This window comes from Pantoea sp. RSPAM1, from assembly GCF_038816185.1.
Classification (GTDB): domain Bacteria; phylum Pseudomonadota; class Gammaproteobacteria; order Enterobacterales; family Enterobacteriaceae; genus Pantoea; species Pantoea ananatis.
Map to the genome: position 1 here is coordinate 1,646,746 of NZ_CP046137.1, position 26,147 is coordinate 1,672,892.

The 26,147-nt window shown below is 56.4% G+C and carries 26 protein-coding genes and 1 other annotated feature; of the genes, 11 read left to right on the plus strand and 15 right to left on the minus strand.

The genetic code is table 11. The features are described 5' to 3' along the window. Window positions 1–9: 9 nt before the first annotated feature. The 9 genes from hisIE to hisL all read right to left on the minus strand — a co-directional run bounded on the left by hisIE (window position 10) and on the right by hisL (window position 7,243). Window positions 10–621, minus strand: a complete 612-nt coding sequence (gene hisIE / locus GKC68_RS08220) for a bifunctional phosphoribosyl-AMP cyclohydrolase/phosphoribosyl-ATP diphosphatase HisIE (RefSeq protein WP_028724853.1) — start codon at window positions 619–621, stop codon at window positions 10–12. Next, on the minus strand, window positions 615–1,391 hold the full coding sequence (gene hisF / locus GKC68_RS08225) for an imidazole glycerol phosphate synthase subunit HisF (RefSeq protein ID WP_028724852.1): 777 nt from the start codon (window positions 1,389–1,391) through the stop codon (window positions 615–617). The genes hisIE and hisF overlap by 7 nt, the downstream gene beginning before the upstream one ends. Then, the gene (gene hisA, locus GKC68_RS08230) at window positions 1,373–2,110 is read right to left on the minus strand and encodes a 1-(5-phosphoribosyl)-5-[(5-phosphoribosylamino)methylideneamino]imidazole-4-carboxamide isomerase (RefSeq protein WP_047714376.1); all 738 of its coding nucleotides are present in this window, start codon (window positions 2,108–2,110) and stop codon (window positions 1,373–1,375) included. The genes hisF and hisA overlap by 19 nt, the downstream gene beginning before the upstream one ends. After that, a complete protein-coding gene (gene hisH, locus GKC68_RS08235; RefSeq protein ID WP_014594059.1) occupies window positions 2,110–2,700 on the minus strand; it encodes an imidazole glycerol phosphate synthase subunit HisH in 591 nt (196 codons plus the stop codon). Before hisH ends, hisA begins: the two co-directional genes overlap by 1 nt. Continuing rightward, on the minus strand, window positions 2,700–3,767 hold the full coding sequence (hisB, locus tag GKC68_RS08240) for a bifunctional histidinol-phosphatase/imidazoleglycerol-phosphate dehydratase HisB (protein WP_047714375.1): 1,068 nt from the start codon (window positions 3,765–3,767) through the stop codon (window positions 2,700–2,702). The genes hisH and hisB overlap by 1 nt, the downstream gene beginning before the upstream one ends. 2 nt (window positions 3,768–3,769) lie before the next feature. Next, a complete protein-coding gene (hisC, locus tag GKC68_RS08245) occupies window positions 3,770–4,840 on the minus strand; it encodes a histidinol-phosphate transaminase (protein ID WP_110957134.1) in 1,071 nt (356 codons plus the stop codon). Beyond that, window positions 4,837–6,144, minus strand: coding sequence for a histidinol dehydrogenase (gene hisD / locus GKC68_RS08250; protein ID WP_058705956.1), 1,308 nt, complete (start codon window positions 6,142–6,144; stop codon window positions 4,837–4,839). Before hisD ends, hisC begins: the two co-directional genes overlap by 4 nt. A 3-nt stretch (window positions 6,145–6,147) precedes the next feature. Next, complete coding sequence (gene hisG / locus GKC68_RS08255; RefSeq protein WP_013026346.1) at window positions 6,148–7,047, minus strand: ATP phosphoribosyltransferase; 900 nt, start codon at window positions 7,045–7,047, stop codon at window positions 6,148–6,150. 52 nt (window positions 7,048–7,099) lie between these two features. Beyond that, window positions 7,100–7,220: a sequence feature (His leader region), on the minus strand. Beyond that, complete coding sequence (gene hisL / locus GKC68_RS08260) at window positions 7,196–7,243, minus strand: his operon leader peptide (RefSeq protein WP_100396937.1); 48 nt, start codon at window positions 7,241–7,243, stop codon at window positions 7,196–7,198. Its footprint overlaps the feature before it by 25 nt. 179 nt (window positions 7,244–7,422) lie before the next feature. Between hisL and GKC68_RS08265 the strand changes: the two genes are divergently transcribed. Continuing rightward, entirely contained in the window at window positions 7,423–8,250 is an 828-nt protein-coding gene (locus GKC68_RS08265) for an SDR family oxidoreductase (RefSeq protein ID WP_089528751.1), read from the plus strand. 33 nt (window positions 8,251–8,283) lie between these two features. Here GKC68_RS08265 and GKC68_RS08270 read toward each other — a convergent pair whose 3' ends face one another. From GKC68_RS08270 to puuD, 3 genes are read right to left on the minus strand one after another with little or no spacing between them, the layout of a single operon-like run. Then, on the minus strand, window positions 8,284–9,561 hold the full coding sequence (locus GKC68_RS08270; RefSeq protein WP_028724846.1) for an FAD-binding oxidoreductase: 1,278 nt from the start codon (window positions 9,559–9,561) through the stop codon (window positions 8,284–8,286). A gap of 27 nt (window positions 9,562–9,588) precedes the next feature. Then, window positions 9,589–10,146 (minus strand): HTH-type transcriptional regulator PuuR, encoded by a 558-nt coding sequence (gene puuR / locus GKC68_RS08275; protein WP_058705954.1) that lies wholly within the window; start codon window positions 10,144–10,146, stop codon window positions 9,589–9,591. Continuing rightward, on the minus strand, window positions 10,143–10,904 hold the full coding sequence (gene puuD / locus GKC68_RS08280) for a gamma-glutamyl-gamma-aminobutyrate hydrolase (protein ID WP_342656746.1): 762 nt from the start codon (window positions 10,902–10,904) through the stop codon (window positions 10,143–10,145). Before puuD ends, puuR begins: the two co-directional genes overlap by 4 nt. Window positions 10,905–11,113: 209 nt before the next feature. Between puuD and GKC68_RS08285 the strand changes: the two genes are divergently transcribed. Together GKC68_RS08285 and GKC68_RS08290 are read left to right on the plus strand one after the other, a co-directional pair. After that, window positions 11,114–12,532 carry a glutamine synthetase family protein gene (locus GKC68_RS08285; RefSeq protein WP_196247068.1) on the plus strand — a complete coding sequence of 473 codons (1,419 nt, stop codon included), beginning with the start codon at window positions 11,114–11,116 and terminating at the stop codon, window positions 12,530–12,532. A gap of 375 nt (window positions 12,533–12,907) precedes the next feature. Further along, window positions 12,908–14,266: an APC family permease gene (locus GKC68_RS08290; protein WP_028724842.1), complete on the plus strand. Its 1,359-nt coding sequence runs from the start codon at window positions 12,908–12,910 to the stop codon at window positions 14,264–14,266. A gap of 50 nt (window positions 14,267–14,316) precedes the next feature. On the opposite strand, the gene ygbI is transcribed toward GKC68_RS08290, so the two are convergent. Then, window positions 14,317–15,087 (minus strand): DNA-binding transcriptional repressor YgbI, encoded by a 771-nt coding sequence (gene ygbI, locus GKC68_RS08295; RefSeq protein ID WP_089528754.1) that lies wholly within the window; start codon window positions 15,085–15,087, stop codon window positions 14,317–14,319. 264 nt (window positions 15,088–15,351) lie between these two features. On the opposite strand from ygbI, the gene ltnD reads away from it, so the two are divergent. From ltnD to GKC68_RS08320, 5 genes are all read left to right on the plus strand, one after another. Then, complete coding sequence (gene ltnD / locus GKC68_RS08300; RefSeq protein ID WP_028724840.1) at window positions 15,352–16,257, plus strand: L-threonate dehydrogenase; 906 nt, start codon at window positions 15,352–15,354, stop codon at window positions 16,255–16,257. Continuing rightward, the gene (otnK, locus tag GKC68_RS08305) at window positions 16,257–17,519 is read left to right on the plus strand and encodes a 3-oxo-tetronate kinase (RefSeq protein ID WP_028724839.1); all 1,263 of its coding nucleotides are present in this window, start codon (window positions 16,257–16,259) and stop codon (window positions 17,517–17,519) included. The genes ltnD and otnK overlap by 1 nt, the downstream gene beginning before the upstream one ends. Beyond that, a complete protein-coding gene (locus GKC68_RS08310; RefSeq protein ID WP_342656747.1) occupies window positions 17,512–18,138 on the plus strand; it encodes an aldolase in 627 nt (208 codons plus the stop codon). Before otnK ends, GKC68_RS08310 begins: the two co-directional genes overlap by 8 nt. Beyond that, a complete protein-coding gene (locus tag GKC68_RS08315) occupies window positions 18,138–18,923 on the plus strand; it encodes an HPr family phosphocarrier protein (RefSeq protein WP_058705951.1) in 786 nt (261 codons plus the stop codon). The genes GKC68_RS08310 and GKC68_RS08315 overlap by 1 nt, the downstream gene beginning before the upstream one ends. Window positions 18,924–19,053: 130 nt before the next feature. After that, a complete protein-coding gene (locus GKC68_RS08320; RefSeq protein ID WP_047714364.1) occupies window positions 19,054–20,409 on the plus strand; it encodes a GntP family transporter in 1,356 nt (451 codons plus the stop codon). Window positions 20,410–20,456: 47 nt separating this feature from the next. On the opposite strand, the gene sbcB is transcribed toward GKC68_RS08320, so the two are convergent. Continuing rightward, a complete protein-coding gene (sbcB, locus tag GKC68_RS08325) occupies window positions 20,457–21,878 on the minus strand; it encodes an exodeoxyribonuclease I (RefSeq protein ID WP_058705950.1) in 1,422 nt (473 codons plus the stop codon). Between the two features lie 197 nt (window positions 21,879–22,075). Between sbcB and dacD the strand changes: the two genes are divergently transcribed. The 3 genes from dacD to tmaR all read left to right on the plus strand — a co-directional run bounded on the left by dacD (window position 22,076) and on the right by tmaR (window position 24,989). Continuing rightward, complete coding sequence (gene dacD / locus GKC68_RS08330; protein ID WP_342656748.1) at window positions 22,076–23,233, plus strand: serine-type D-Ala-D-Ala carboxypeptidase DacD; 1,158 nt, start codon at window positions 22,076–22,078, stop codon at window positions 23,231–23,233. Between the two features lie 213 nt (window positions 23,234–23,446). Then, a complete protein-coding gene (locus GKC68_RS08335; protein ID WP_028724833.1) occupies window positions 23,447–24,502 on the plus strand; it encodes an FUSC family protein in 1,056 nt (351 codons plus the stop codon). A gap of 160 nt (window positions 24,503–24,662) precedes the next feature. Further along, complete coding sequence (tmaR, locus tag GKC68_RS08340; protein WP_013026330.1) at window positions 24,663–24,989, plus strand: PTS system regulator TmaR; 327 nt, start codon at window positions 24,663–24,665, stop codon at window positions 24,987–24,989. Window positions 24,990–25,088: 99 nt separating this feature from the next. Here tmaR and GKC68_RS08345 read toward each other — a convergent pair whose 3' ends face one another. Then, complete coding sequence (locus GKC68_RS08345; RefSeq protein WP_342656749.1) at window positions 25,089–26,147, minus strand: LacI family DNA-binding transcriptional regulator; 1,059 nt, start codon at window positions 26,145–26,147, stop codon at window positions 25,089–25,091.

Sequence of the window (26,147 nt, forward strand, 5' to 3'; positions counted from 1 at the left end):
ATTGCACCGTTATTGATGACGGGCGCGCAGATTACTGATGATGGTGCTGAGATCTAAATCCTGGTCCTGTAGCAGAACCAGCAGATGATAGATCAGATCCGAGGCTTCGTTAGTCAGCTCTTCGCGATCGTTCACCGTCGCCGCCAGCGCGGTTTCCACGCCTTCTTCACCGACTTTCTGCGCGATGCGCTTGGTGCCGCTGGCATAGAGTTTCGCGGTGTAAGAGCTTTCCGGGTCGGCGCTTTTGCGTGACGCCAGCAGTTGTTCCAACTGATACAGGAACGTCCAGTCCGGTGCTGCAGGCGAGAAGCAGCTGGAGGTGCCTAAGTGGCAGGTTGGGCCAATCGGATTCGCCAGCACCAGCAACGTGTCGTTGTCGCAGTCCGGCGTGATGCTGACGACCTGCAAAAAGTGGCCTGAGGTTTCACCCTTGGTCCACAAGCGGTTTTTGGTGCGTGAGAAAAACGTCACGTTACCGTCCTGCAGGGTTTTATTCAGCGCATCCTGATTCATATAACCGTGCATCAGAACTTCACCCGACACGTTGTGCTGGACGATAACCGGCATCATGCCTTGGGTCTTTTCCCAGTCTAACCGGGACAGCTGTTGTTCAGTTAACACGCGCGAATCTCCACACCGTTGTCGATCAGAAAGCGTTTCAGCTCGCCGATATTAATAATCTGTTTGTGAAACACCGAGGCCGCAAGGGCACCGTCAACGTTGGCCTGCTCAAAGGCCTCAAGGAAGTGGGCCAGGGTACCGGCGCCGCCAGAAGCAATCAGCGGCACCTTGCACACGTCACGGACTTTCTTGAGCTGCACCAGGTCATAGCCGTTGCGTACGCCGTCCTGATTCATCATATTCAGGACAATTTCGCCTGCGCCCAGCTTTTGCACTTCCTGTACCCAGTCCAGCGTTTCCCATTGGGTGACGCGCGTCCGGGATTCATCGCCCGTATACTGGTTAACATGATATTTACCACTGGCATCATCGAACCAGGTATCAATGCCTACCACAATGCACTGCACGCCAAAGCGGTCAGCCAGGCGGGTAATCAACGAAGGATCGGCCAGAGCAGGGGAGTTGATGGAGATTTTATCCGCGCCAAACTCCAGAATCCGGGCCGCATCTTCCGGGGTTTTAATGCCGCCGGCCACACAGAAAGGAATGTCGATAACCTCCGCCACGCGTGAAACCCAGCTTTTGTCTACCACGCGGTCGTCCGATGAGGCAGTGATATCATAAAACACCAGTTCATCGGCACCTTCTTCCGCATAGCGCTGCGCCAGCGGCACGATATCGCCAATAATTTCATGGTTGCGAAACTGAACGCCCTTAACCACCTGACCGTCGCGTACATCAAGACAGGGAATTATCCGTTTTGCCAGCATGCTATTGCCTCCGAAACTGTAAATTTGCCTTCCAGCAGCGCACGTCCGACAATCACGCCCTGAACGCCGCTGCCGCGTAAGGCGGCAATGTCACTGAGTTCACCAATACCGCCCGAAGACTGAAACGCGATCTGTGGAAAACGTGCGGTCACTTCTTTATACAGGTCGACGTTCGAGCCGCTGAGCGTACCGTCACGGGAAATATCCGTGCACAGAACATGCTTCAGGCCAACGGGTTGAAACTGTTCGATGACCTCTTCCAGCGTCACACCCGCTGCTTCCTGCCAGCCGCTGATGGCGACCTCTTTGCGGTTCGCCGCGTCGATGCGCACGTCCAGCGCCAGCACGATGGCGTCCGGACCAAATTCGTTAAACCAGGCTTTGACTTCCTCAGGCTGTTTGACGGCAGTCGAACCGACCACCACCCGGCTGGCGCCAGCATCCAGCAACGCTTTTACGTCATCCCGATTGCGAATACCGCCGCCAACCTGCACGACCGCCTCAACGCCGTTGAGCAACGTCTTCAGTAAGGCAATCTGGCGTTTAGCCGGATCTTTGGCACCGGTGAGGTCAACAAGGTGCAATACCGTTGCACCCTGGCCGGCGTAGTCCTGCAACCGGGGCAGCGGATCGCTGCCGTAATCACGCTGTTGCGCATAATCACCTTGATGGAGGCGAACGACCTTGCCATCGATTAAATCTAAAGCGGGGATAATCATTACATCTCCAGGAAGTTTTTCAGCAACTGTGCGCCCACTTTGCCAGAGCGTTCCGGGTGGAACTGCACGCCAAAGAAGTTATCTTTCTGCACTGCGGCGGTAAAGGCCTGGCCATAGTGGCACTGGGCAATCGTGCTGGCATTCACCGGCATGGCATAGCTGTGGACGAAATAGAAATAGCTGCCTTCGTCGATGCCGCGGAACAGATGATTGCCCGCCTGAGCGGTTATCTGATTCCAGCCCATGTGGGGAAGCGGTAATCCCTGTGTATCCATTAACGAGACAGGATGGTCGATAATGCCCAGCGTCGGCACCCCGCCGTTCTCTTCACTGTGACTGCCCAGCAGTTGCATACCCAGACAAATACCCAATACCGGTTGCGTACAGGCCTTGACCAGCTCAATCAGCTCGCGCTCCTGCAGCTGATTCATCGCGGCCTGCGCGGTTCCCACGCCCGGCAAAAACAGCTTATCGGCGCGCAATACCACGTCAGGATGACGGCTGACTTCCGGCGCGTAGCCCAGGCGCTCAACAGCCCATTTGACCGACGACAGGTTGGCACAGCCCGTATCCAGGATCACCACGTTCATCAGAGCACTCCTTTCGAGCTCGGCAGGGTATTTCCCTCAACGCGAATGGCCTGGCGCAGCGTGCGGCCAAAGGCTTTAAACAAGCTCTCTACGCGGTGATGGTCGTTTTTACCTTTCGTCTTGAGATGCAGGGTGCTCATCATGGCGTAGGACAGTGAACTGAAGAAATGTTCCACCATCTCCGTGCTGAGATCCCCCACGCGCTGGTAGCTGAATTCGGCTTTAAATTCGATATGTGGACGACCAGAGATATCCAGCGCGCAGCGCGCCAGGCACTCGTCCATTGGCAGCACAAAACCAAAACGGCCAATGCCGCGCTTGTCGCCCAGCGCTTTCAGCAATGCCTCGCCCAGCGCAAGGCCGGTATCCTCAACCGTGTGGTGGTCGTCGATATACAGATCGCCTTTCACTTCGATATTCATGCGAAAGCCGCCGTGCACCGCAATCTGATCCAGCATGTGGTCAAAGAAGCCCACACCGGTGTTAATCTTGCTGCCGCCTTCGCGATCCAGCCACAGTTCAACGCGAACCTGGGTTTCTTTGGTGTTGCGCTGCACCAGTGCGTAACGATCGCGTTGCGTCAGCTGCTGCTGAATGGCCTTCCAGTCCTGACCTTCTGCACCATAGCGGATACCCTGAATGCCCATATTCTCGGCCAGCTGAATATCGGTCTGACGGTCGCCAATCACATAGCTCTGAGACATGTCGAGAGCGCCTTCTGCCAGCCAGGCTTCCACCATTTTGGTTTTTGGCTTGCGGCAGTCGCAGTCATCTTCTGGCTTATGGGGACAGATCAAAATATCGCGAAAGCGAATGCCCTGGGAAGCCAGAATCTGCATCATCAGATTATGCGGGCCATCAAAATCGGCCTGAGGAAAACTGTCCGTGCCCAGGCCGTCCTGATTGGTGATCATGACCAGCTGATAGCCTGCGTCCTGTAATGCCAGCAAGGCGGGGACGACATCAGGTTCGAACGCCAGCTTATCCATCCGATCTACCTGAAAATCCTGCGGAGGTTCAGAGATAATCGTGCCGTCGCGGTCAATAAAAAGGGTCTTCTGACTCATGCTTACTCCAGAGATAAGGCTTGCAGCGCGGCGATCAGGCGCTCGCACTCTGTTCGGGTTCCTACAGAGATACGCAGACAGCCTGCAAGGCCGGGGTTCTTGTTTTGGTCACGCAAAATAATGCCCTGATCCCACAAGGTTTTAAATACCCTGGGCGAGTCAGTAAAGCGCACCAAAATATAGTTGGTTTCGCTGGGAAATACCTGCTCCACCGCGCGAATCCGCGGTAACTGCTCAAACAGCCAGCTGCGATTGGCATTCAGCTCACCTACGTGCTGACGCATCAGGGCAATGCCTTCTTCGCTCAATGCCTGGCCTGCCACGTCGGCGACCGGGGTGGCAAGCGGATAGGGCGCAATCACTTTCATCAGCAGATCGATAACCGTCTTATTGGCCAGCGTAAAGCCACAGCGCAGGCCCGCCAGCGCGAAGGCTTTTGATAACGTACGCAGGATCACCAGGTGCGGGTAATCCTTTAACCAGCCCGCCAGCGTCGCCTCGGGACAGAATTCAATATAGGCTTCATCCGCCACTACCAGGGCTTTGCCGGCGGTCATAGCCAGTAGCTGACGGATAGTGTCCTGATCGATCAGGTTACCGGTGGGATTATTCGGGCTGCACATATAGACGACTTTCACGCCGTCCAGCTGTTCGGCGATGGCGGGCAGGTTTAACTGCCAGTCTTCCCGCGCCGGAACGGTACGGTATTCAATGCCGATGGTTTCGGCACTGACGCTGTACATGCCATAGGTCGGCGGGCAGAAAAGAATGGCATCTTTGCCTGGCTCGCAGAAGGCACGCATCAGCAGCTCAATGCCTTCATCTGCGCCACGGCTGACCAGTACCTGCTCTGGCGTAAGCCCGGCATAGGCCGCATAGCGGTTGATAACCTGTTTGGGCTGGCACTCCGGGTAGCGATTCAGGGTTTGCTGCGACAGCTCGAAGGGCACCGGCAGCGGAAATTCGTTGGCATTCAGCCAGACATCGCCATTGCCCCCCAGGCGGCGAGCTGACTGATAGGGCGTCAGCGCACGCACGTTAGCGCGTGCCAGCTGTTCAATTTCCAGACTCATGCTTGCTCCTTAAGTGCGGCAACGCGCAAGGTGACGGCATTTTTGTGGGCATGCAGCTGTTCAGCGGCCGCCAGGGTTTCGATGGTCGCCGCCAGGTTCAGGAAGCCCTGCGGAGTCAGCTCCTGTACCGTCATGCGTTTCTGAAAGTCGGCCAGGCCCAGGCTGGAGCAGGTCGCGGTATAGCCGTAGGTCGGCAGCACGTGGTTGGTGCCCGAAGCATAATCGCCTGCGGATTCCGGTGACCAGTCGCCCAGGAAAACCGAACCGGCGCTGGTAATCTGTTCCACCAGATCGCGTGGCGTGCGGGTTTGCAGAATCAGGTGCTCCGGACCATAACGGTTGGAGATCGCAATGCATTGCTGCATGTCCCGGGCGACGATCAGTCGGCTGCTTTCCAGTGCCTGGCGGGCTGTCGCCGCACGTGGCAACAGGGCCAGCTGATCCTCCACCGCCTCGGCGACGCGCTCGGCCAGCGCCAGCGACGGGGTCAGTAAAATCACCTGCGAGTCAGGGCCGTGTTCCGCCTGCGACAGCAGATCAGAGGCAACGAAGGCCGGCGTAGCGCCTTCATCAGCAATCACCAGCACTTCCGACGGGCCGGCGGGCATATCAATCGCCGCGCCATCAAGACGCTGGCTGACCTGGCGTTTGGCTTCGGTAACCCATGCGTTACCCGGACCAAAAATTTTGTCCACTTTCGGGATGGTTTCGGTGCCAAAGGCCAGGGCGGCAATCGCCTGTGATCCCCCCACCTGGAACACTTCTTCCACACCGCAAAGTTTGGCCGCATAGAGAATTTCATCAGCAATCGGCGGGGGCGAGCACAGCACCACGCGACCACAGCCTGCAATACGCGCCGGAGTAGCCAGCATCAGAACGGTAGAAAACAGCGGAGCAGAACCGCCCGGAATATATAAGCCTACCGATTTCATCGGGCGCGTAATTTGCTGACAGCGCACGCCGGGCTGCGTTTCCACATCCACTGGCGGCAGGATCTGCGCACGGTGAAAGGTTTCAATATTGCCAATGGCCACGGCCATCGCCTGTTTCAGCGCGTCACTAAGGCGATCGCTGGCCGCCTGCATCTGCTGTGGCGTAACGCGCAGGTCGTCTGTTTCAACCTTGTCAAAGCGCGCGCTGAATTCTCGCAAAGCCGCATCGCCTTCCTCTTTCACTCTGACCAACACATCGCGCACGATCTGGCTAATGCTCTCAGACGAGGCGAGCGCAGGGCGTGCCAGCAGCGCCTGCTGCGCCTCGCTGCTGCAGGCTTCCCAGTTCACGGGCGTCATGATTCTGCTCATCGTTTACTCCAGCATTTTTTCGATTGGCAACACCAGAATTGAGCTGGCACCCAGCGCTTTGAGTTTTTCCATGGTTTCCCAGAACAGCGTTTCACTGCTTACCATGTGCATCGCCACGCGGCTGACATCGCCCGCCAGCGGCAGAACGGTAGGGCGCTCGGCACCAGGCAGCAGGCTGATCACGTCTTCCAGACGCTCACTCGGCGCGTGCAGCATGATGTATTTGGATTCGCGCGCTTTAATCACGCCCTGAATACGGGTCATCATCTTATCAATCAGCTCCTGCTTAGCCGCTGGCATCTCGCCGTCGCGCTGAATCAGCACGGCTTTCGAGCGATAGATGACTTCGACTTCGCGCAGGCCGTTCGCTTCCAGCGTCGCGCCGGTGGAGACCAGATCACAGATGGCGTCGGCCAGACCGGCACGCGGGGCCACTTCGACCGAACCGTTTAATAAACAGGATTTAAAATTGATGCCTTGCTTGTCGAGGTACTGCTTTAACAGGTGAGGATAGGAGGTGGCGATACGGGCGTTATTCAGGCACTGTGGGCCGGTATATTCGTCATCAACCGGCATCGCCAGCGACAGGCGGCAGCCGCCAAAATCCAGGCGACGCAGCGTGAAGTAACGCGGGTCTTCGCCCTGAGCGCGGCGGTCCAGCATCTCTTCTTCCAGCACGTTCTCGCCGATAATGCCCAGATCCACTACGCCGTCCATTACCAGTCCCGGAATATCGTCATCGCGCACCCGCAGGATATCAATGGGCATATTTTCCGCAAAGGCGATGAGACGCTGCTGCTGGAGATTAATTTTGATACCGCAGCGCGCCAGCAGTTCGCGTGAATCATCGCTTAATCGACCTGATTTCTGCATAGCTATGCGTAAACGGCTATTGTCTAACATCGTTCCTGTCCCCTTGATTGACCTGTCCTGAATGATTGATTTGCGTCAGCCCATAAAAAAACCCCCGGAAGACGATCTTCCGGGGGTTCTCTTGCGTTCGCACCACTGGAAGATCCTAGACGTCTTCCAGCACACATCGCCTGAAAGACTAGTCAGGGTGATGGTGGTGATGATGGTTGAACTGAACGCGTGTCATAAAATTCTCGTTTAATGAAATATTATTCATTTGTGTGGAATTAACCTAACGAAGATAGTTGAAATTGGCAACTCTTTTTTAATGTTGATATTCGCAAAGCGCCGAAACACTTTGAACTGGTTTGCAACTCAGGGGGAGCTTAAGATGAAAGAATCTTTGAGTCTGCAGCAGGAGACAACATGAAAAAGGTCGCAATAGTAGGACTGGGTTGGCTGGGCATGCCGTTAGCCATGGCGTTGAGCGCTCGAGGCTGGCAGGTGACTGGCAGCAAAACCACGCCGGATGGCGTTGACGCGGCCCGTCGCTGCGGGTTAGACGCGTTTCAACTGGAACTGACGCCCGACCTTATCTGCGATGCTGAAGATCTGGATGTGCTGTTCGACGTTGACGCCCTGGTCGTCACCTTACCCGCCAGCCGCACGGCAGAGGGCGGGGACGCCTACGTCCAGGCGGTACAAAACGTGGTAGATACGGCGTTGGCCCATAGCGTACCGCGCATTATTTTCACCAGCTCAACCTCCGTCTACGGCGGCAGTTCGGGGATCAAAACGGAAAAAAGCCTGCTGCAGCCGGAAACCACAGCGGGCAAAACGCTGGTGGATCTGGAAAACTGGCTGCACGATCTGCCCGGTACCAGCGTGGATGTTCTGCGTCTGGCGGGGCTGGTGGGGCCCAGGCGTCATCCGGGACGTTTTTTGGCCGGTAAGCAGGCGCTACCCAACGGTTCCCACGGGGTCAATCTGGTTCACCTTGATGATGTGGTGGAAGCGATCATGCTGCTGCTGCAAACGCCCAGGGGCGGCCGGACCTTTAACCTGTGCTCTCTGAAACATCCGTCCCGCGCGCACTTTTATCCCGGCGTGTCGCGCCAGCTCGGCATGACGCCGCCGACTTTCGCCGCAGAGGCGAGTGACGACAGCGGTAAGCTGATAGACGGTTCGCGTATCTGTCATGAGCTGGGTTTTGAGTACCGCTACGACGATCCCCAAAAAATGCCGCTGGAATAACGCTGGCGCTGCCCTGCACGCGTCAAGCGGTATTCATACGCCGAGCCGGTCGCGCAGCGCATACCAGGCGGCGCCCATCGCCGTCAGAGGCACTTTAAACCGCCGTCCGCCAGGGAAGGGCAGATGTGGAAGCTTCGCAAAGGCGTCGAAGCGCTCCGCATCGCCGCGCAGCACTTCGCTGATAAGCTTGCCGGAAAGGTGAGTACAGGTGACGCCGTGACCGCTGTCGCCCTGCATAAAATACACGTTGTTTTCCAGCCGACCAAACTGCGGCATGCGCGACAGCGTCAGCAAAAAATTGCCGCTCCAGGCGAAATCAATTTTTACGTTATGCAACTGCGGAAAGGTGCGCAGCATCTTGGGACGGATCATTTTCTCCACGTCGCCGGGTTCCCGCGCGCCATAAACGACCCCGCCGCCGTATAGCAGGCGGTTGTCTGCGGTCAGGCGGAAATAATCCAGCAGATAGTTACAGTCCTCGACCGAATAGTTATTGGGTAACAGCGCAAGCGCCCGATCGCGCGACAGCGGCTCGGTCGCGATTATCTGCGAGCCGCACGGCATGCTTTTCCGGCTCAGGCGTGGTTCCAGCTCCGAAGGTAAATAGGCGTTACCCGCGAAGATCAGAAAAGTGGCGCGCACTTCACCTTGTGCTGTTTTCACCCGGTTTGGCGCACCATAGTCAACGCTTAACGCAGCGGAATGCTCATAAATGCGTCCGCCGTGACGACGAATCGCGTCGGCTTCGCCCAGCGCCAGATTCAGTGGATGCAGATGCGCACCACGTTTGTCGAGTAGTCCGCCGACATAGCGTTCTGTCGCGACTTCCCGCCGAATGCCCCGTTCGTCCAGCAGTTCCAGCTCATTGTTGCCATAGCGCGCCCAGGCCGCTTTTTGTTTAGCCAGATGCGCCATCTGACGAGAATTAAAGGCGGCAAAAATGCCACCCGGGCGGTAGTCGCAGGCGATCGCATAACGATCGATACGATCGCGGATGATATCCCCGCCTTCAAACATCATGCTGCCCAGCATTTTCGCGGTGTCTTTGCCATAACGCTGTTCAATCACATCCACGTCCCGGCTGTAGGAGTTCACAGCCTGTCCGCCGTTGCGACCGCTGGCACCAAAACCGACTCGCGCGGCTTCAAGCAGTACCACATCATAGCCCGCCTCGGTTAAAAACAAACCGGCTGACAGGCCGGTAAAGCCCGCGCCGATAATGCAGACGTCACACTGAATGCTTTCCTGTAATACTGGCCAGGGCGCATGTGGATTCATTGTTGCGGTATAGTAATTTTCCACATAATTCATATTTAGCTCCTTGGCAGACGGCCCCAGTCAAAAATTGGCGGGCGTATGGGCACTGACGATGCGGCAGGGCACATCGGCATGATTCGTAAAGCTGTGCGGCAAGCCCGTGTCGATCACATAACTTTCTCCGGCCGTCAGATGAAATTGCTGACCGTTAACTTCCAGTACAATCTGGCCCTCCAGCAGCGTGCCGGTCTCTTCGCCGGCATGACGTAATTTTTCGCCCGTGCTGGCACCGGGTTGATAGGTTTCCAGCAGCATGCCTAACGCACGCGTTTTCATGCCGTTATCAACCAGTTTAAGCGAGACGCCCTGGCTGCCGATCTCCAGCAGATCCTCGGGCCGGACAACCACGTTGGGCGCATCCTGGCTGTGAGGTTCGGAGAAAAATTCCGACAGCGACAGACCATAAACTTTCAACAGTTTTTGCAGCGTGCTGACCGCCGGGCTGACCTTGTCCTGCTCGATGGTGCTGATGGCACTGTGCGTCAGGCCAGCCAGTTCAGCGACGCGCCGTTGAGATAATCCCATCGCCTGGCGAATTTGCGACAGCCGACGTCCGGGCGCCTGATTCGCATCATTCATTGCTGCTTTTTCCGTTGATAATGTCGCGCGGCCTGGATAAAGCCGTTAAACAGCGCAAAGGACGGCGTTGCAGGTTTCAACTGCCACTCGGGATGCCACTGTACTGCCAACGCAAAAGGATGCCGTGTGAGGCTGACCGCCTCAACCAGGCCATCTGGCGCCCGGGCTTCAATGCGCAGCTGTGGCCCGGTTTCGCGTATCCCCTGATGATGAACGGAATTCACGGTTAACGGCGCCGGGCCGAGCAGTGCAGCCAGTAGCCCTCCGGGTTCAATATTCACATCATGAGCGGGAGCATACTGTTGCGACAGCGGGGCTGCGTCATCGTGGTGATGGCGCTGAAACTGTGGATGCTGATTAAGATGACGGTAAAGTGCGCCGCCGTTGGCGACTACCAGCTCCTGCATGCCGCGGCAGATGCCAAAGAGCGGGAGTTGCTTACCCACGGCGTGAGTAATCAGATTAAAGGCCAGCCGGTCCCGTCCGGCATCCGCGTTGGGTTCTTCGCCTGCTTCACCATATAGCCAGGGTTCAAGGTTGCTGGGGCTGCCGGTCAGTAAAATGCCGTCCAGCGCAGCCATAGCGTTTTCTGATAGATGAGGGGCAGCCATAAGCTGATGAGGCAGCGCAAGCGGCACGCCACCGGCGGTAACGACGGCATCAAGATATTTATTGTGCACTGACTGAACCGGATGCCCGTGATGATGCGTCTGACACATCACTACGCCGATCAACGGCTTGTCAAAAATAATGCCCATCTTTCCCCCTCAACAGCTGTTCGAAATATTTGACGAAAAGGGCATATCTGATGGTTAAGTGTGCAATATTTTGTCAATCTAGCAACCCACTGCCGGATCTTCAAACAGATTTGTTACATTTGCACACTTTTTGTGTTAGCGCTATGTTAGAGATGTGGCGGTTTTTTTGAGCATTACGCATTCCCATTTTGTGGTTAAAGGCGGATGAAATCATGACTAACCTGGTAGAAGTAGAAGACTTCACGTTGCACAGTGAAGAGAGACGAACCAGCGCGTTCCAGCAAGAGGTTAAAAACTGGCTGGAGCGCCACCCAGAAACTCAGTACGTTGATATTTTACTCAATGATTTAAATGGTGTTTTTCGCGGTAAGCGCATTCCCGTCTCCGCGCTGGCTAAGCTGGAAAAGGGCTGCTACTTTCCCGCCTCAGTCTTTGCCATGGATATTCTTGGCAATACCGTTGAAGAGGCCGGACTGGGGCAATCCCTCGGTGAGCCCGATAACCTTTGCCTTCCTGTGCCCGGCACGCTTGTTCCCTCCGCCGCCGATCCGCAACACATTGCACAACTGCTGCTAACCATGTGCAACCAAGATGGCACTCCCTTTGACGTTGAACCCCGAAATGTCCTGAACCGGCTGTGGCAACAGCTGCGTAACCGTGGACTGTTTCCGGTGGTAGCGGTAGAGCTGGAGTTCTATCTGGTCGATAAAAAGCGCGACGCGGAAGGTTTTATTCAGCCGCCCTGCGCACCGGGCAGCGAAGAGCGCAATATGCAGAGCCAGGTCTATTCTCTGGACAATCTTGATCACTTCTCTGAAGTCTTACGGGATATCGATACCCTGGCTCGTCTACAGGGCATTCCTGCCGACGGCGCGCTGGCGGAGGCGTCACCGGGGCAGTTTGAAATTAACCTGCATCACACCCGGGATGTCCTGAGCGCCTGCGATCATGCCATCCAGCTTAAGCGCCTTATCCGGCAGGTGGCTGAGAATCACGGCATGACCGCCACCTTTATGGCCAAGCCCTATGAAGACTATGCGGGCAGTGGGATGCACGTACACATCAGTATGCTGGACGCGGCCGATCACAACGCCTTTGCCTGCGACGACGGCAGCGACTCTCCGCTGCTGAAGCGCACCCTGGCCGGTATGATCGATTTAATGCCGGCCTCCATGGCGTTGCTGGCCCCTAACGTCAATGCCTTCCGCCGTTTTGTCCCAGAGGCGTACGTGCCGTTGCAGGCCTCGTGGGGGCATAACAACCGCACGGTGGCGTTGCGCATTCCTTGCGGGGATATTGAAAGCCGCCGAATCGAGTATCGAGTGGCGGGAGCGGATGCTAACCCCTATCTGGTGATGTCCGCGATTTTAGCCGGCATGTTGCACGGGCTGGATACGCAACTGCCTTTGCCGCAGCCGGTTAAAGGCAACGGTCACGAGGCGGAAGGGTTAGCGTTACCCATCCGTCAAAGTGATGCCCTGGCCGAGTTTGAAAGCAGCTATCCTTTACAAAAATTACTGGGTGAGAAATTTGCCAAAGTGTGGTTTAGCTGTAAAAATTATGAGCTAATGCAGTTTGAAAGATTAATCACTGCCACAGAAATCGACTGGATGTTAAAGAATGCCTGATTAATTTTTTGCATTCTCTGCGACAACGTCTTGAAATAATGCGTTGGGTTGGGGCAAAATACGCCTCCTGCAAATTCAGAACATAACCGACGCTCACCGCGTCGGTTATTTTTTTGCATGTTACAACAGAGTGAATTTTCACTGACACAAACGAGGCCGGGCGCGTACCCGGATAGATAAACACTGAAAACACGCACCCGCGTGAGATAGAGGATGTAAAGATGGGGTTGTTTAACACACTGCCAGCGCAGGCTGGTACACGTTTTCGTGATGACTACGGCGCCGCTGCTGCCGCAAACCATACTCCCTGTCGCTTAATGCGCAGTATCCTTGTGAATCAACCCAGTCAGGTTGCTGCGCAAGGAGGACTGAAGCATGTCGCTTAATACCTCTGCTGCACCACAACGTGCTCAACTGAAAAAAACGCTGACTTTACTTCCGGTCGTCATGATGGGCTTAGCCTACATGCAGCCTATGACCCTGTTCGATACCTTTGGTATTGTATCGGGCCTGACCGATGGTCACGTTGCCACCGCCTATGCTTTCGCCCTGATTGCGATTCTGTTCACTGCCGTGAGTTACGGTAAGCTGGTACGCCGCTTCCCATCTGCGGGCTCCGCTTATACCTACGCTCAAAAGGCAATCAGTCCGCACGTCGGTTTTATGGTGGGCTGGTCATCGCTGCTGGACTACCTGTTTATGCCGATGATCAACATCCTGCTGGCAAAAAACTATTTTGAAACCCTGGTGCCAGGTATCCCCTCGTGGATTTTCGTGGTGCTGCTGGTGGGCTTTATGACGCTCTCCAACCTTAAGGGAATCAAAACCGTCGCCAACTTCAACAGCGTGATCGTGATCCTGCAGGTTGTGGTGATGATCGGTATTACTGCCATGGTCATCTACGGTGTGGCGCACGGTGAAGGTGCAGGAACAGTGGTAAGCAGCAAACCGTTCTGGTCGGAGAACGCCCACGTGGTGCCGATGATTACGGGAGCGACCATCCTGTGTTTCTCATTCCTGGGTTTTGACGGCATCAGTTCGCTGTCGGAAGAAACGAAAGATGCAGAACGTACCATTCCGCGTGCGATTTTCCTGACCGCGCTGATTGGTGGCCTGATGTTTATCGTGGCCTCTTACTTCCTGCAGCTGTACTTCCCGGACATCTCGCGCTTTAAAGAGCCGGACTCCTCACAGCCGGAGATCATGCTCTACGTCGCGGGCAAAGCGTTGCAGGTCGGTATCCTGATCTTCTCCGTGGTCACCGTACTGGCTTCCGGCATGGCGGCGCACGCGGGCGTATCGCGTCTGATGTACGTAATGGGCCGTGATGGCGTATTCCCGGAGCGTTTCTTCGGCTATATCCATCCGAAATGGCGCACGCCGTCACTGAACGTGATTCTGGTCGGTGCCGTCGCGCTGATGGCCATTAACTTCGATCTGGTTACCGCGACTGCGCTGATTAACTTCGGTGCGCTGGTGGCGTTTACCTTCGTTAACCTGTCGGTGATTGCGCAGTACTGGGTGCGTGAAAAACGTAACAAAACCCTGAAAGATCACTTCCAGTATCTGGTTCTGCCGATGCTGGGCGCGCTGACCGTTGGTGCGCTGTGGGTTAACCTGGAGCAGAGCTCGATGGTTCTGGGCCTGATCTGGGCCGCCATTGGTATTCTCTATCTGGCTTTTGTGACCCGCAGTTTCCGCAATCCGGTTCCCCAGTTTAGCGAAGAAGTGTAATCCCCCCGGTCCTGCTCTGTGCCCAATAACGGGACAGAGCAGGGCTGTTCTTATCCGCTTTTTCCGGCCATCATCAGTTCCCAACTTCCTGCCTGTAACGCGTTTCGTCCTGCGGCATTCAATTGATCATCCGTTACGATCACATCAAACTTCTCCAACGGTAAGGCCAGCCACGTCGCGATTTTATCGTACTTAGAGCTGTCGCTGAGCAGGATGCGTTTGCTGCTGACCTCGCAAACGGCCTGTTTAACCGCCACCTTGTCTTCATCCGGCGTAAACAATCCGCGCAGCCCCCAGCTTGAGGTGGACACAAAGGCGATATCTATCGCCAGTTGACGCAGGTGGCGTGCCGCCGCATCGCCAATGCAGGAGCGGTTATCCCGGCACACCGTACCGCCGGTGTGAATCACCCGACAGCGACTCGCCTCCATCAGCAGATTGGTCACCATAAAATCATTAGTGACGACCAGCAGATCCTCCCGATCGGCAATTTCCCGCGCCAGCGCCAGCGTGGTGGTGCCGGCATCCAGATAGATGCAGCTGTCAGGCGGAATAAGCTGAGCGGCTAACTGGCCAATGGCTTTTTTTTCTTCATTGAACAGGGCCGTTTTGGTCAGGTGCGAGGGCTCGCTCGCCAGCCGGTTGGCGGAACGAACACCGCCCGACACTGAGAGGACCGCGCCCTGTTCTTCCAGCTTTTGCACATCCCGGCGAATGGTCATATGTGACACGCCAAAACGCTCCGTAAGCTCGTTAATGCTCATTACGCCGCGCTCTGCCACCAGAGCCAGAATCTGTTGATGACGCTCGACCGGAATCATAACCACCTCGTTTTATCATTTTTTCACATTGTAGAGCATCGTCATGTGAAGAAACATGGAAATTTTGACTCCATTTTTCCTGAAAAACCGCGCGTTTACCGCCCTGCATGGGGAATAGCAAGCGGTGAATGATGTGAAAAAATGTTCTACAGTGTCCTCTGTTAGTTAATTTATGTGAATAAGAACACGTTTTTGCGCGTCGTTTATTGGCAGTATTAACAACAGAAATCAAAAATTCACTTAAATTAACAATGGAGGCCAGCAATGCCAGCTTCACATATTTGTGTCATCGGCTTAGGCTCAATGGGAATGGGCGCCGCGCAGTCCTGCATTCGTGCCGGGCTGTCAACCTGGGGCGTGGATCTGAATCCGCAGGCGCTGGATGCGCTGCGCCAGGCGGGCGGGCGCGATGCCCAGACGTCTGCGCATGCCTTTGCCAGCCAACTTGATGCTGTGCTGCTGCTCGTGGTAAATGCCAAACAGGTTAACCAAATCCTGTTTGGCGAGCAGGGGCTGGCCGCCAGGCTGAAGCCGGGCACGGCGGTGATGGTCTCCTCCACCTTGTCTGCGCAGGATGCACAGCAGATCGCCGCAAAACTGGCGGACTATCACCTCCTGATGCTGGATGCACCGGTGTCCGGCGGGGCGGCCAAAGCCGCCAGTGGCGAGATGACCGTGATGGCGTCCGGCAGCGACGAGGCGTTTGCTGCCCTGCAACCGGTACTGGATGCAGTGGCCGCGAAGGTTTATCGCGTCGGCACGGAAATCGGTCAGGGATCGACGGTTAAGATCATTCATCAGCTGCTGGCTGGCGTGCACATTGCCGTCGGGGCCGAAGCCATGGCGCTGGCCGCCCGCGCCGGGATCCCGCTGGAGACGATGTATGAGGTGGTGACCAATGCGGCCGGCAACTCGTGGATGTTCGAAAACCGTATGCGGCATGTCGTCGATGGCGACTACCGACCGACATCCGCGGTAGATATCTTTGTCAAAGATCTCAACCTGGTCGCCGAGACGGCGAAAGCCCTGCATTTCCCGCTGCCGCTGGCCTCCACCGCACTGAATATGTTCACCGAGGCCAGCAATGCCGGTTATGGCCGTGAGGATGACAGTGCGGTCATTAAAATCTTCAGCGGCATTACGCTGCCTCAACGCGAGGGGGAAATCTGATGCGGTTAGGGGTCATTGCCGACGATTTTACCGGCGCAACCGACATTGCCAGCTTTCTGGTGCAGAACGGGCTTTCTACCCTGCAGTTTAACGGCATCCCGAAACAGGCCGCTGTTCCGGATGCACAGGCTATTGTGGTCAGCCTGAAATCGCGATCCTGCCCGCCCGCGCAGGCCGTCAGCCAGTCGCTTGACGCGCTGCGCTGGCTGCAGGCGCAAGGCTGTGAGCGCTTTTATTTTAAATACTGCTCCACGTTCGACAGTACCTCCGCGGGCAATATCGGTCCGGTGACGGATGCGCTCATGGCCGCGCTGGATGAGACGCTGACGGTGATCTGCCCGGCATTGCCGGTGAACGGGCGCACCGTTTATCAGGGTTATCTGTTTGTGGGTGAACAGCTGCTGTCGGATTCCGGCATGCGCCATCATCCGGTCACGCCAATGACCGACAGTAACCTGCTACGGCTGATGGAGAGCCAGAGCACGGGAAAAGCCGGGCTCATCTCTGCGGCCACGGTAGAGCAGGGCGCAGACGCGATATCACGGCAACTTGAGCAGCTGCGTGCCCAGGGGGTGAATTACGCGGTGCTTGATACGCTCACTGAGCAACATCTGCTGAACCAGGGCGAAGCACTCACCTCGATGCGGTTGGTCACGGGCGGCTCCGGGCTGGCGATTGGCCTGGCGCGCCAGTGGTCAACGACCCACCGCGATGACCCGCAAGCGCAGCGCGCAGGTTACCCACAAGGCCAACGGGCGGTAGTGCTCTCGGGTTCCTGCTCGCAAATGACCAACCGCCAGGTCAATGCCTATCGCCAGCAGGCATCCGCCCAGGAGATCAGCGTGTCGCGCTGCCTCAGCGACGAAAAGTACGCCGAGGCGTTATGCGACTGGGTCGCAGAGCATGCTGATGAGCCCCTCGCGCCCATGCTCTATGCCACCGCGGATGCGCAGCAGCTGCAGTCGATTCAACAGCACTATGGCGCACAGCGCAGCAGTGAGGCGGTGGAGCAGCTGTTTGCCCAGATAGCTCGCACGCTGAAGTCCCGTGGCTGGCAGCGCTTTATCGTCGCAGGCGGCGAAACCTCTGGCGTGGTCGCTCAAAGCCTGGGCGTGACCGCCTTCCATATTGGTCCGGTGATTTCGCCCGGCGTGCCCTGGGTCAGAGATATCGGGCAGCCGTTGTCACTCGCGCTGAAGTCAGGCAATTTTGGTGATGAACAGTTTTTCCGCCGCGCACAAACGGAGTTTTCCCATGACTGAACAACAGGCCCGTAAAGAGATGGTCAGGCTGGGCGCCTCGTTCTTCCAGCGCGGTTATGCCACCGGTTCGGCCGGTAATCTGTCGCTACTGCTGGATGATGGCACTCTGCTGGCGACGCCTACCGGCTCCTGCCTGGGCGAACTGGATGCCCAGCGCCTGTCTACAGTGACGTTACACGGGGAGTGGATTGCCGGGGATAAACCTTCAAAAGAGATCGCCTTTCACCGGGCGCTCTACCTGAATAATCCCGACTGCCGGGCAGTGGTTCACCTGCACAGTCACTACCTGACCGCGCTCTCATGCCTGCAAAATCTGGACAGCCAGAACTGCATCCGCCCGTTCACGCCCTATGTGGTGATGCGGGTGGGGGACGTGCCGGTGGTGCCCTACTATAAACCCGGCGACGCGCGACTGGCGGAGGATCTGGCCCAGTTGGCACCGCGCTACCGTGCCTTTCTGCTGGCGAATCATGGTCCGGTTGTGGTGGGCAAATCCCTGCAGGAAGCCGCAGACAATACTGAAGAGCTGGAAGAAACCGCACGCCTGATGTTTACCCTGGGCGATCGCGCCATTCGTTATCTCACCGCCGACGAAGTCGCCGAACTCAGGAGCCGATAATGCCAACGTTTGCAGCTAACTTATCTACCCAGTTCAATGAGGTGCCCTTTCTGCAGCGCTTTGCCGCCGCTGCACAGGCGGGCTTTGACGCGGTTGAATTTCTGTTTCCTTACGACTATCCGGCTGAGCAACTGAAAACGCTGCTGGATGACAACGGGCTTAAACTGGTGCTGTTTAACACCGCACCGGGCAACGTGGCCGCAGGCGAATGGGGCGTTTCAGCCATTCCCGGCCGGGAAGCGGAGGCAAGAGCCGATATCGACAGGGCACTGGACTATGCACGGGCGCTGAATTGCCCGCAGGTGCATATCATGGCGGCCACCGTGCCGCCAGGCGCAGATCGCCAGCGCTATGTTGAGACGTTCATCAGTAATATGCGCTACGCGGCAGAACGCTTCGCCCCACACAATATCAGGTTGTTAATCGAAGCGTTAAATCCCACCACCAAACCCCATTATCTCTATGCCAGCCAGTATCAGACGCTGGAGATGGTTGAGCTCATCGATCGTCCCAACGTCTTTACCCAACTGGATCTGTTCCATGCCCAGATCGTGGACGGCAATCTCAGCCACCTCATTCGCCATTACGCCGGGCGTTATCAGCATGTGCAAATCGCCGCCGTGCCCAGTCGTCATGAACCTGACGAGGGTGAGATCAACTATCCCTGGCTGTTCAGCCTGCTTGATGAGGTGGGTTACGCGGGCTGGATCGGCTGCGAATATTTCCCGCGTGGGGACACCGTGGAAGGGCTGAGCTGGCTGGCGCCCTGGGCGAAACACCGCTGAGTTAAGGTTTAAAAAAATCACACCGGTGCTGCGGCAGCGGTGCAGTTCTGGTCGTCTTTAAAACAGACCAGCACCAGGTAAAGCTGTAGCCAAAAAACGCTAAAAAAGATAACTATTCCAGAGGTTTACTATGACGACTGCGTTGCTGTTAGCTATTGCGACCGCCAGCATTGTGATTTTGCTGTTGCTGGTCATTAAAGCCAAAGTCCATCCCTTTGTCGCCCTGTTGATTGTCAGCCTGCTGGTGGCAATCGCCACCGGTATTCCGGCTGAAAAAATCATGGAAACCATCATCAGCGGTATGGGGGGACTGCTGGGGCACATCACCATCATTATCGTGCTGGGAGCCATGCTCGGGGCGATCATCGAAGCCTCGGGCGGCGCCGAGTCGCTGGCGCAGCGCTTCAGCAAAACCCTCGGCCTGAAACGCACCGTTGCTGCACTGACCATGGCCGCTTTTATTCTGGGCATCCCGGTGTTTTTTGAAGTGGGTTTTATCATTGTTATCCCGCTGATCTACGGCTTTACCAAAGTGGCGCGGGTTTCTCCCCTGAAGTTTGGCCTGCCAATGGCCGGTGTGATGTTAACGGTACACGTGGCGCTACCCACCCATCCGGGTGCTGCGGCCGCTGCGGCCATTTTGCACACCGATATGGGCTGGCTGATGATGCTGGGGATTCTGGTCTCGGTGCCGGTCGGCATTTTAGGCTATTACGTCGCTAAGGTGATGAACCGTCGTCAGTATCATCTGTCGGTTGAGGTGCTGGAGCAGCTGCAGATGGCGAAGCCGGAAGGCGTGCAGAAGAAAAATGAACCTGCACCGCCGGGTGCGCTGACCATCAGCGGTTTGATCGTGGTGCCGATTGTGCTGATTGTATTAGGTACGCTGTCTCACTCGCTGCTGGCTGAAGACAGCCTGGTTCGCAAGGTGATGACCGTCATTGGCACACCACCGATCGCGCTGCTGATTGCGTTGGGACTGGCCGCCTGGCTGCTGGGCCTGCGTCGCGGCTGGAGCAAGGATAAGCTGGAGGATCTGACCGGGCGGGCCATTCCCGGATCGGCGAGCGTGATTCTGGTGGCCGGTGCGGGCGGTGCATTTGGTAAGGTGCTGGTGGAGTCCGGGGTCGGTAAAGCGCTGGCGCTGGCGCTGGAAACGCTGCATTTGCCGTTAATCCCCGCCGCATTTATTCTCTCGCTGGCCCTGCGCGCCTCACAGGGTTCGGCCACCGTCGCGATTTTGACCACCAGCGGCCTACTGACGCAGGCCGTGACCGGCATTGATGATATGCACCTGGTGCTGGTCACGCTGGCGGTTTGCTTCGGTGGTCTGGGTTTATCTCATGTCAACGATGCGGGCTTCTGGGTGGTAACGCGCTATCTGGGGCTGTCCGTGGCGGACGGCTTAAAAACCTGGACGGTGTTGACGACGCTGATGGGGCTGAGCGGTTTTATTCTGACCTGGGCGCTGTGGTTTGTGATTTGATGTGTTGGCCGGGAAAGGCGATTCGCGTTTCCCGGCCAGTCTGAGCGTCAGGACACCAGTTCCTGCGCATACAGATACAGCGCTTTTAACTGGGCCAGCTTTTCCTGATCGCTTTCATGCAGGCTGGCCAGCGACTCCAGCTCCATCAGAAACGACTGCACTTTATCCGGACTCAGTACCTCACGCCGGTGCTGCAGCCAGCGCTGTTGTTCAGCATCGTCCAGGGTGCCGGGGAAGTTCCGCGCCCGATAACGAAACAGCAGCTTCGCCACGCGCGGACTGTCAAACGTCAGATCCAGCGCGGGCAGGTTAGCCGGCGCCGTCTGGCGAATAATGTTCATGCCCGCCCGATCGGCATCGCTAAAGAAGCCATCGTAGAGCTGGGTATCCACATCATCTGACGGTGTAAAGGGTTCCGCATCGGCAAATATCGCCACCAGCTTTTCACGTATTTCAGGATGCTGACGCAGCGTCGCCAGATTATCCAGACAAGACTGGCGATCGATGCCCAACCGCCCGGCATCTTCAGGTCGCAGGGTATTCGCCGGCGCCAGCACCGGGCACTTATTGATGTGCACCAGCTTGACGGGGATGGCTGATTGATCGCCCAACTCGCTTTTACGCGTATACAGACGTTCGCGCAGGCTGTCGGCATCCAGCGTTAATAGCGGCGTCATATCGCCGGCCAGGTCGACCACGATTAACGCGTTGCGGTTGTCCGGATGCCAGGCAAGCGGCACCACCCAACTGGTATTGCCGCGTGCGGCACCGAACATCCCGGAAACGTGCACCAGCGGCTTCATCTGCGGGATATCGATCAGGGTCATGAGTTTGTTTTTGTTGCGATGCGTAAACAAAAACTCGAACAGCTTTGGCTGCTTTTCTTTCACCAGTTTCGCCATGGCGAGCGTGGCATAGACATCCGACATCGCATCGTGGGCGTTTTCGTGGGCGACGCCGTTGGCTTTGGTCAGGTGCTCCAGCCGGAAGCTGGGAAAGCCGTCTTCATTTTCGGGCCAGTTGATGCCTTCGGGCCGCAGCGCATAGCAGGCACGCATCACGTCCAGTAAATCCCAGCGCGAATTACCGTTTTGCCAGCTCCAGCCGTAGGGATCGTAGAAGTTGCGGTAGAAAATATTGCGTGTCACTTCATCGTCGAAGCGCACGTTGTTATAGCCCACCACGCAGGTTTGTTCGGCGGTGAACAGGGCATGAATGCGGGCGGCAAACTCGGCCTCGCTGACGCCCCGCGAGGCGGCAACTTGCGGCGTAATACCGGTAATCATCACCGCTTCAGGCTGGGGCAAATAGTCGTCCGGCGGACGGCAGTAAAACACCTCTGGCTCGCCAACCGGATCAAAGTTGCTGTCGGTACGTAACCCGGCAAACTGCGCCGGACGATCCCGTGACGGACTGGTGCCGAAGGTTTCGTAATCATGGAATAAGAAAGTGAATTCAGAGGCGGGCACGTCGCTGTCCTGTCTGCAAAAAAATCAACGTTCAGGATAGTCTTCTGCGCTCGCCAGCACAACCGTGCTGACCAACGCTGCGTGCTGGCACCCGCAGTTCATATTTTTTTTCAATTTAATTAAACCTTCTTAAGGCTTTTGCCGTAAAACGTCCGGCTGTTCCCGTCTGTTTTATTTGCGCAACTAAGGATGAAGTGTTGAAAAGGCGTCTGTTAATTACCGTAACTGTTTTTTGGGCTTCGCTGGCACAGGCCGACGATATGCCGTTTCCCGTGACGCCACCGGCGATCGATGCCGCATCATGGGTGCTAATGGATGCCACCACGGGGCAGGTGCTTACGGCGGGCAATCCCGACGAACGCCGCAATCCGGCCAGCCTGACCAAGTTAATGACGGGCTATGTCGTTGACCGCGCCATCGATCAAAAGAAAATTACGCGCGACGATATGGTCACCGTGGGGAAAGACGCCTGGGCCGCAGGCAATCCGGTCTTTAAAGGGTCATCGCTCATGTTCCTGAAACCGGGCGATAAGCTGAGCGTGCGCGACTTAAGCCGCGGTGTCATCATCGATTCGGGTAACGATGCCTGCGTGGCGCTGGCCGATTATGTCGCGGGCAGCCAGGACAACTTTGTGAAGTTGATGAATCATTACGTGGAGAAACTGGGCCTGACCAATACCCATTTTGAAACCGTACACGGTCTGGATGCGCCGGGGCAGTATTCCAGCGCGCTGGACATGGCAAAGCTGTCGCGGGCTATCATCGACGGCGAGCCGGATTTCTATGCCATGTACCGTGAGAAAACCCTGAGCTGGAATGGCATCACTCAGAACAACCGCAATGGTCTGCTGTGGGACAACAACCTGCACGTCGATGGGCTAAAAACGGGCCATACTGAAACAGCCGGTTTCAACATTATTGCCTCTAATATCGTGGGGCAGCATCGCCTGATTGCCGTCATCATGGGCGGTAAAAGCGCGAAAGGGCGCGAAGAGCAGGCGCGCAAACTGCTGGTCTGGGGCCAGAACACGTTTGATACTGTGCAACTGTTCCATGCCGGCAAAAAAATCGGCAGCGAACACGTGTGGTACGGCAATCCGCATCAGGTGGATGTGGGCACGGCAAACGATGTCTACCTGTCGCTCCCGCGCAGTGAAATTCCAAACGTGAAAGCCAAATACGTGATTAACCGTAGCGATCTGGAAGCCCCGCTGAAAGCCAATGAGAACATTGGCGAGATTCAGGTCATGGATAAAGACAAGCAGATTGCCAGTTATCCGCTGGTGGCGCTCAGTGCCGTTAACGAAGCCGGTATGTTTAGCCGCCTCTCCGACTATCTGAAACGTAAGTTTTAATCTCAGGTCACGCGCACCTGCCTGCCGGGCAGGTGCCGCGAGGGCACGAATCACAGAAACGTATCGCCACCTTAACGGTTTATTTTGCTGATTTACCGCCACAGGTTGGTGATAATGGCCCAATGTGTCACGCATTGACTAAAATATTGACGGCGCGCCAGGACTCACACGGCGCATCGCGTAGAATCACCTCTTTACCCGCGGACAGCTATCTTGCGCTCTGATAAGCCCATCTCTAATCTGGAATTCTGGTTATATCGCCATTACCGCAGCGTGCACGGCTTGCGCATCGCGGTGGCGTTTCTTTTCGCCTTTTTGTTTGTGCGGATGACCGACATTCCCGAAGGCACCTGGCCGCTGATTACGCTGGTGGTGGTGATGGGGCCGATCTCCACGTGGGGCAATGTGTTTCCCCGCGCCATTCAGCGCATTGGCGGCACGATTGCCGGCTCAATTTCGGGATTGATTGCGCTCAAGCTGGAGATGATTTCGCTACCGGGCATGCTGGCCTGGTGCGCGCTGATTATGTTTATCAGCGGCTATCTGACCCTGGGAAAGCATCCCTATATGGCGCTGTTGATTGGCATCACGCTCTGCGTCGTGGTCGGCGCGCCAATGGGGGATTTCACCGTCGCCATGTGGCGTGGCGGCGATGTGATTTTAGGCTCGCTGCTGGCGCTGATATTTACCGCTGTCTGGGCACAGCGCGCCTACATTCACTGGCGTATCCAGCTTTCGGATACGCTGGGCGAGATGGCCAAAATCTATCATGCAGGGTTTTCCGCTAACCTGGTGGAAAAGCCGCGACTGAATAAGCCTTTTGGCAAGCTGCTTTCCAGCGTCATCAAAATGCGCGCGCTGCTGGAACCGTCCAGCAAAGAAACGCGTATTCCCAGATCGGTATTTGAAGCGATTCAGACCATAAACCGTAATATGGTGTACACCATTGAGATGCAAATTAATGCCTGGTGGGCATCGCGGGAAAGCCATCTGATTATGCTGAATGCGCCAACGCTGCGCCGTACCCAGCAGATGACGGAAAACGCGCTACGGACGTTGTCGGAGATGGCGGTGAAAGGGGAAACCTATGACATCATCGCGGCCAACCATGAGTTAACGGAAATCGTCAACGAACTTAAGCAGTTGATCGCCAGCGGCAGTGACCGTCTGGAGGAAACGCCAATTTATGGTTATGTCTGGTTGAGTCTGGAGCTGGCGAAGCAGCTGGAGCGCATGACAGATTTGATGCGTCTGGCGCTGCGTAAATAATCACCTCAGACAATGACTTAATGCGAAACCCGGTTTTTTTGCGCTAAGATAAGAGCCAGTCCGAATTTAGCTGTGAGAATTGCCCTTAAGGCTGGCTAGCCGCTAAGCTGATCGTTTTGACTCTCTCCCTGCTTTAGCAGGCTTAAAGAAAGGTGCCATCATGGAAAATGCCAAGCAATCATTTCAGGACGTACTTGAGTTTGTTCGTACGTTTCGCCGCAAGAACAAACTGCAGCGTGAAATTGTCGATAATGAGAAGAAAATTCGTGACAACCAAAAGCGTGTTCTGCTGCTGGACAACCTGAGCGAATACATTAAACCCGGCATGAGCGTGGAAGCGATACAGGAAATCATCGCCAGCATGCGTGCGGACTATGAAGATCGCGTGGATGAATACATCATCAAAAACGCCGACCTCTCGAAAGAGCGCCGTGAGCTGTCTAAAAAGCTCAAGACCATGGGCGTGGGTGAAACCAAAGCGCCGTAAGGGCGCGCAAATAACGGAAACCCTTCGCTGCGGATAACCGGCCCGCACAACCTTCAGGTTGCGCGGGCTTTTTTATGGCTGAAAGACGTCGGTGAACACTTAGCCGGTCAGCTTACGTGCAATCTGCTGGAGTTGACGCGCCAGATCCGATAAGTCCGGGTTTTGGCTGGCGGGCGTTGCGGTGGTTTCTCTGATCACCAGCATCGGCTCCAGGGTACGAGACGCCACCGCTTCACCGCGCAGTTCGGCAAGCACCTGATCCACGCTGTGGGTGCCGAGCTGCTGAAGATCCTGGCGAATGGTGGTCAGTGGCGGTTGGTACCAGGCGCTTTCTGCCGTGTCATCGTAGCCGACGAGAGAAATATCGCCCGGAATCGCCACGCCGTGCTGATGTAGCGCCCGCATCGCGCCCAGCGCCATCTCATCATTCGCCACTAAAAGCGCCTGGGGCAGGGCATCGGGGAGTTGCGCCAGCATCGCCAGATAGCCGGATTTGGCGCTCCAGTCGCCGCGCAGTACGCAGCAGGGAGATAACTGATGCTCTGCCAGCGCCTGACGCCAGACCGCTTCGCGCTGACGAGCCGACACTGAGCGCACCGGGCCATTCAGCAGGCCAATTTGCCGGTGCCCGAGCGCAATCAGATGTGCAACGGCGGCACGCGCCCCTTGTTCGTTTGAATACTGGCAATGCGATACGCGAGCATGGGGATCGGCATCCAGAAACAGCACCGGCTTTTTACCGCACATCACGCGGATTTTCTCCGCCTCGGCCGCCTCTAACGGCATATTGATCAGCACTGCATCCACGCGCTGGGCCATCAGTTCATTCACTGTCGCTTGCGCATTATCCTCACTGTCCATCGCGATCACCAGGTGATAACCGGCGCTGGCGGCGCGCTGCTGAATGGCCGAAGCAATCTGCGCCGGGGCCATCAGGGCCAGGTTGCTGGTTGCCAGGCCTAAGGTTCGGGTCGCTTTTCCCGCCAGCTGCTGCGCGACCCGATTGGGCACGTAGTTAAGCTGCTGCATCGCCGCTTCAACTTTTTCACGGGTGCGAGGGGAAACCTGCTCAGAGCGGTTAAGCACGCGAGAAACCGTTTGATAGGAAACGCCAGCCAGTTGGGCAACATTATCAAGGGTCACAGAGCGGGACGTCAT

Coding starts and splice junctions, on each gene's coding strand:
- ltnD (WP_028724840.1), top strand. CDS start 15,352: ATGCCAGCTTCACATATTTGTGTCATCGGCTTAGGCTCAATGGGAATG.
- hisH (WP_014594059.1), bottom strand. CDS start 2,700: ATGAACGTGGTGATCCTGGATACGGGCTGTGCCAACCTGTCGTCGGTC.
- GKC68_RS08320 (WP_047714364.1), top strand. CDS start 19,054: ATGACGACTGCGTTGCTGTTAGCTATTGCGACCGCCAGCATTGTGATT.
- otnK (WP_028724839.1), top strand. CDS start 16,257: ATGCGGTTAGGGGTCATTGCCGACGATTTTACCGGCGCAACCGACATT.
- hisA (WP_047714376.1), bottom strand. CDS start 2,110: ATGATTATCCCCGCTTTAGATTTAATCGATGGCAAGGTCGTTCGCCTC.
- hisG (WP_013026346.1), bottom strand. CDS start 7,047: ATGTTAGACAATAGCCGTTTACGCATAGCTATGCAGAAATCAGGTCGA.
- GKC68_RS08290 (WP_028724842.1), top strand. CDS start 12,908: ATGTCGCTTAATACCTCTGCTGCACCACAACGTGCTCAACTGAAAAAA.
- hisF (WP_028724852.1), bottom strand. CDS start 1,391: ATGCTGGCAAAACGGATAATTCCCTGTCTTGATGTACGCGACGGTCAG.
- GKC68_RS08270 (WP_028724846.1), bottom strand. CDS start 9,561: ATGAATTATGTGGAAAATTACTATACCGCAACAATGAATCCACATGCG.
- puuD (WP_342656746.1), bottom strand. CDS start 10,904: ATGGGCATTATTTTTGACAAGCCGTTGATCGGCGTAGTGATGTGTCAG.
- ygbI (WP_089528754.1), bottom strand. CDS start 15,087: ATGATTCCGGTCGAGCGTCATCAACAGATTCTGGCTCTGGTGGCAGAG.
- tmaR (WP_013026330.1), top strand. CDS start 24,663: ATGGAAAATGCCAAGCAATCATTTCAGGACGTACTTGAGTTTGTTCGT.
- GKC68_RS08345 (WP_342656749.1), bottom strand. CDS start 26,147: ATGACGTCCCGCTCTGTGACCCTTGATAATGTTGCCCAACTGGCTGGC.
- hisB (WP_047714375.1), bottom strand. CDS start 3,767: ATGAGTCAGAAGACCCTTTTTATTGACCGCGACGGCACGATTATCTCT.
- GKC68_RS08310 (WP_342656747.1), top strand. CDS start 17,512: ATGACTGAACAACAGGCCCGTAAAGAGATGGTCAGGCTGGGCGCCTCG.
- GKC68_RS08315 (WP_058705951.1), top strand. CDS start 18,138: ATGCCAACGTTTGCAGCTAACTTATCTACCCAGTTCAATGAGGTGCCC.
- hisC (WP_110957134.1), bottom strand. CDS start 4,840: ATGAGTCTGGAAATTGAACAGCTGGCACGCGCTAACGTGCGTGCGCTG.
- hisD (WP_058705956.1), bottom strand. CDS start 6,144: ATGAGCAGAATCATGACGCCCGTGAACTGGGAAGCCTGCAGCAGCGAG.
- puuR (WP_058705954.1), bottom strand. CDS start 10,146: ATGAATGATGCGAATCAGGCGCCCGGACGTCGGCTGTCGCAAATTCGC.
- GKC68_RS08265 (WP_089528751.1), top strand. CDS start 7,423: ATGAAAAAGGTCGCAATAGTAGGACTGGGTTGGCTGGGCATGCCGTTA.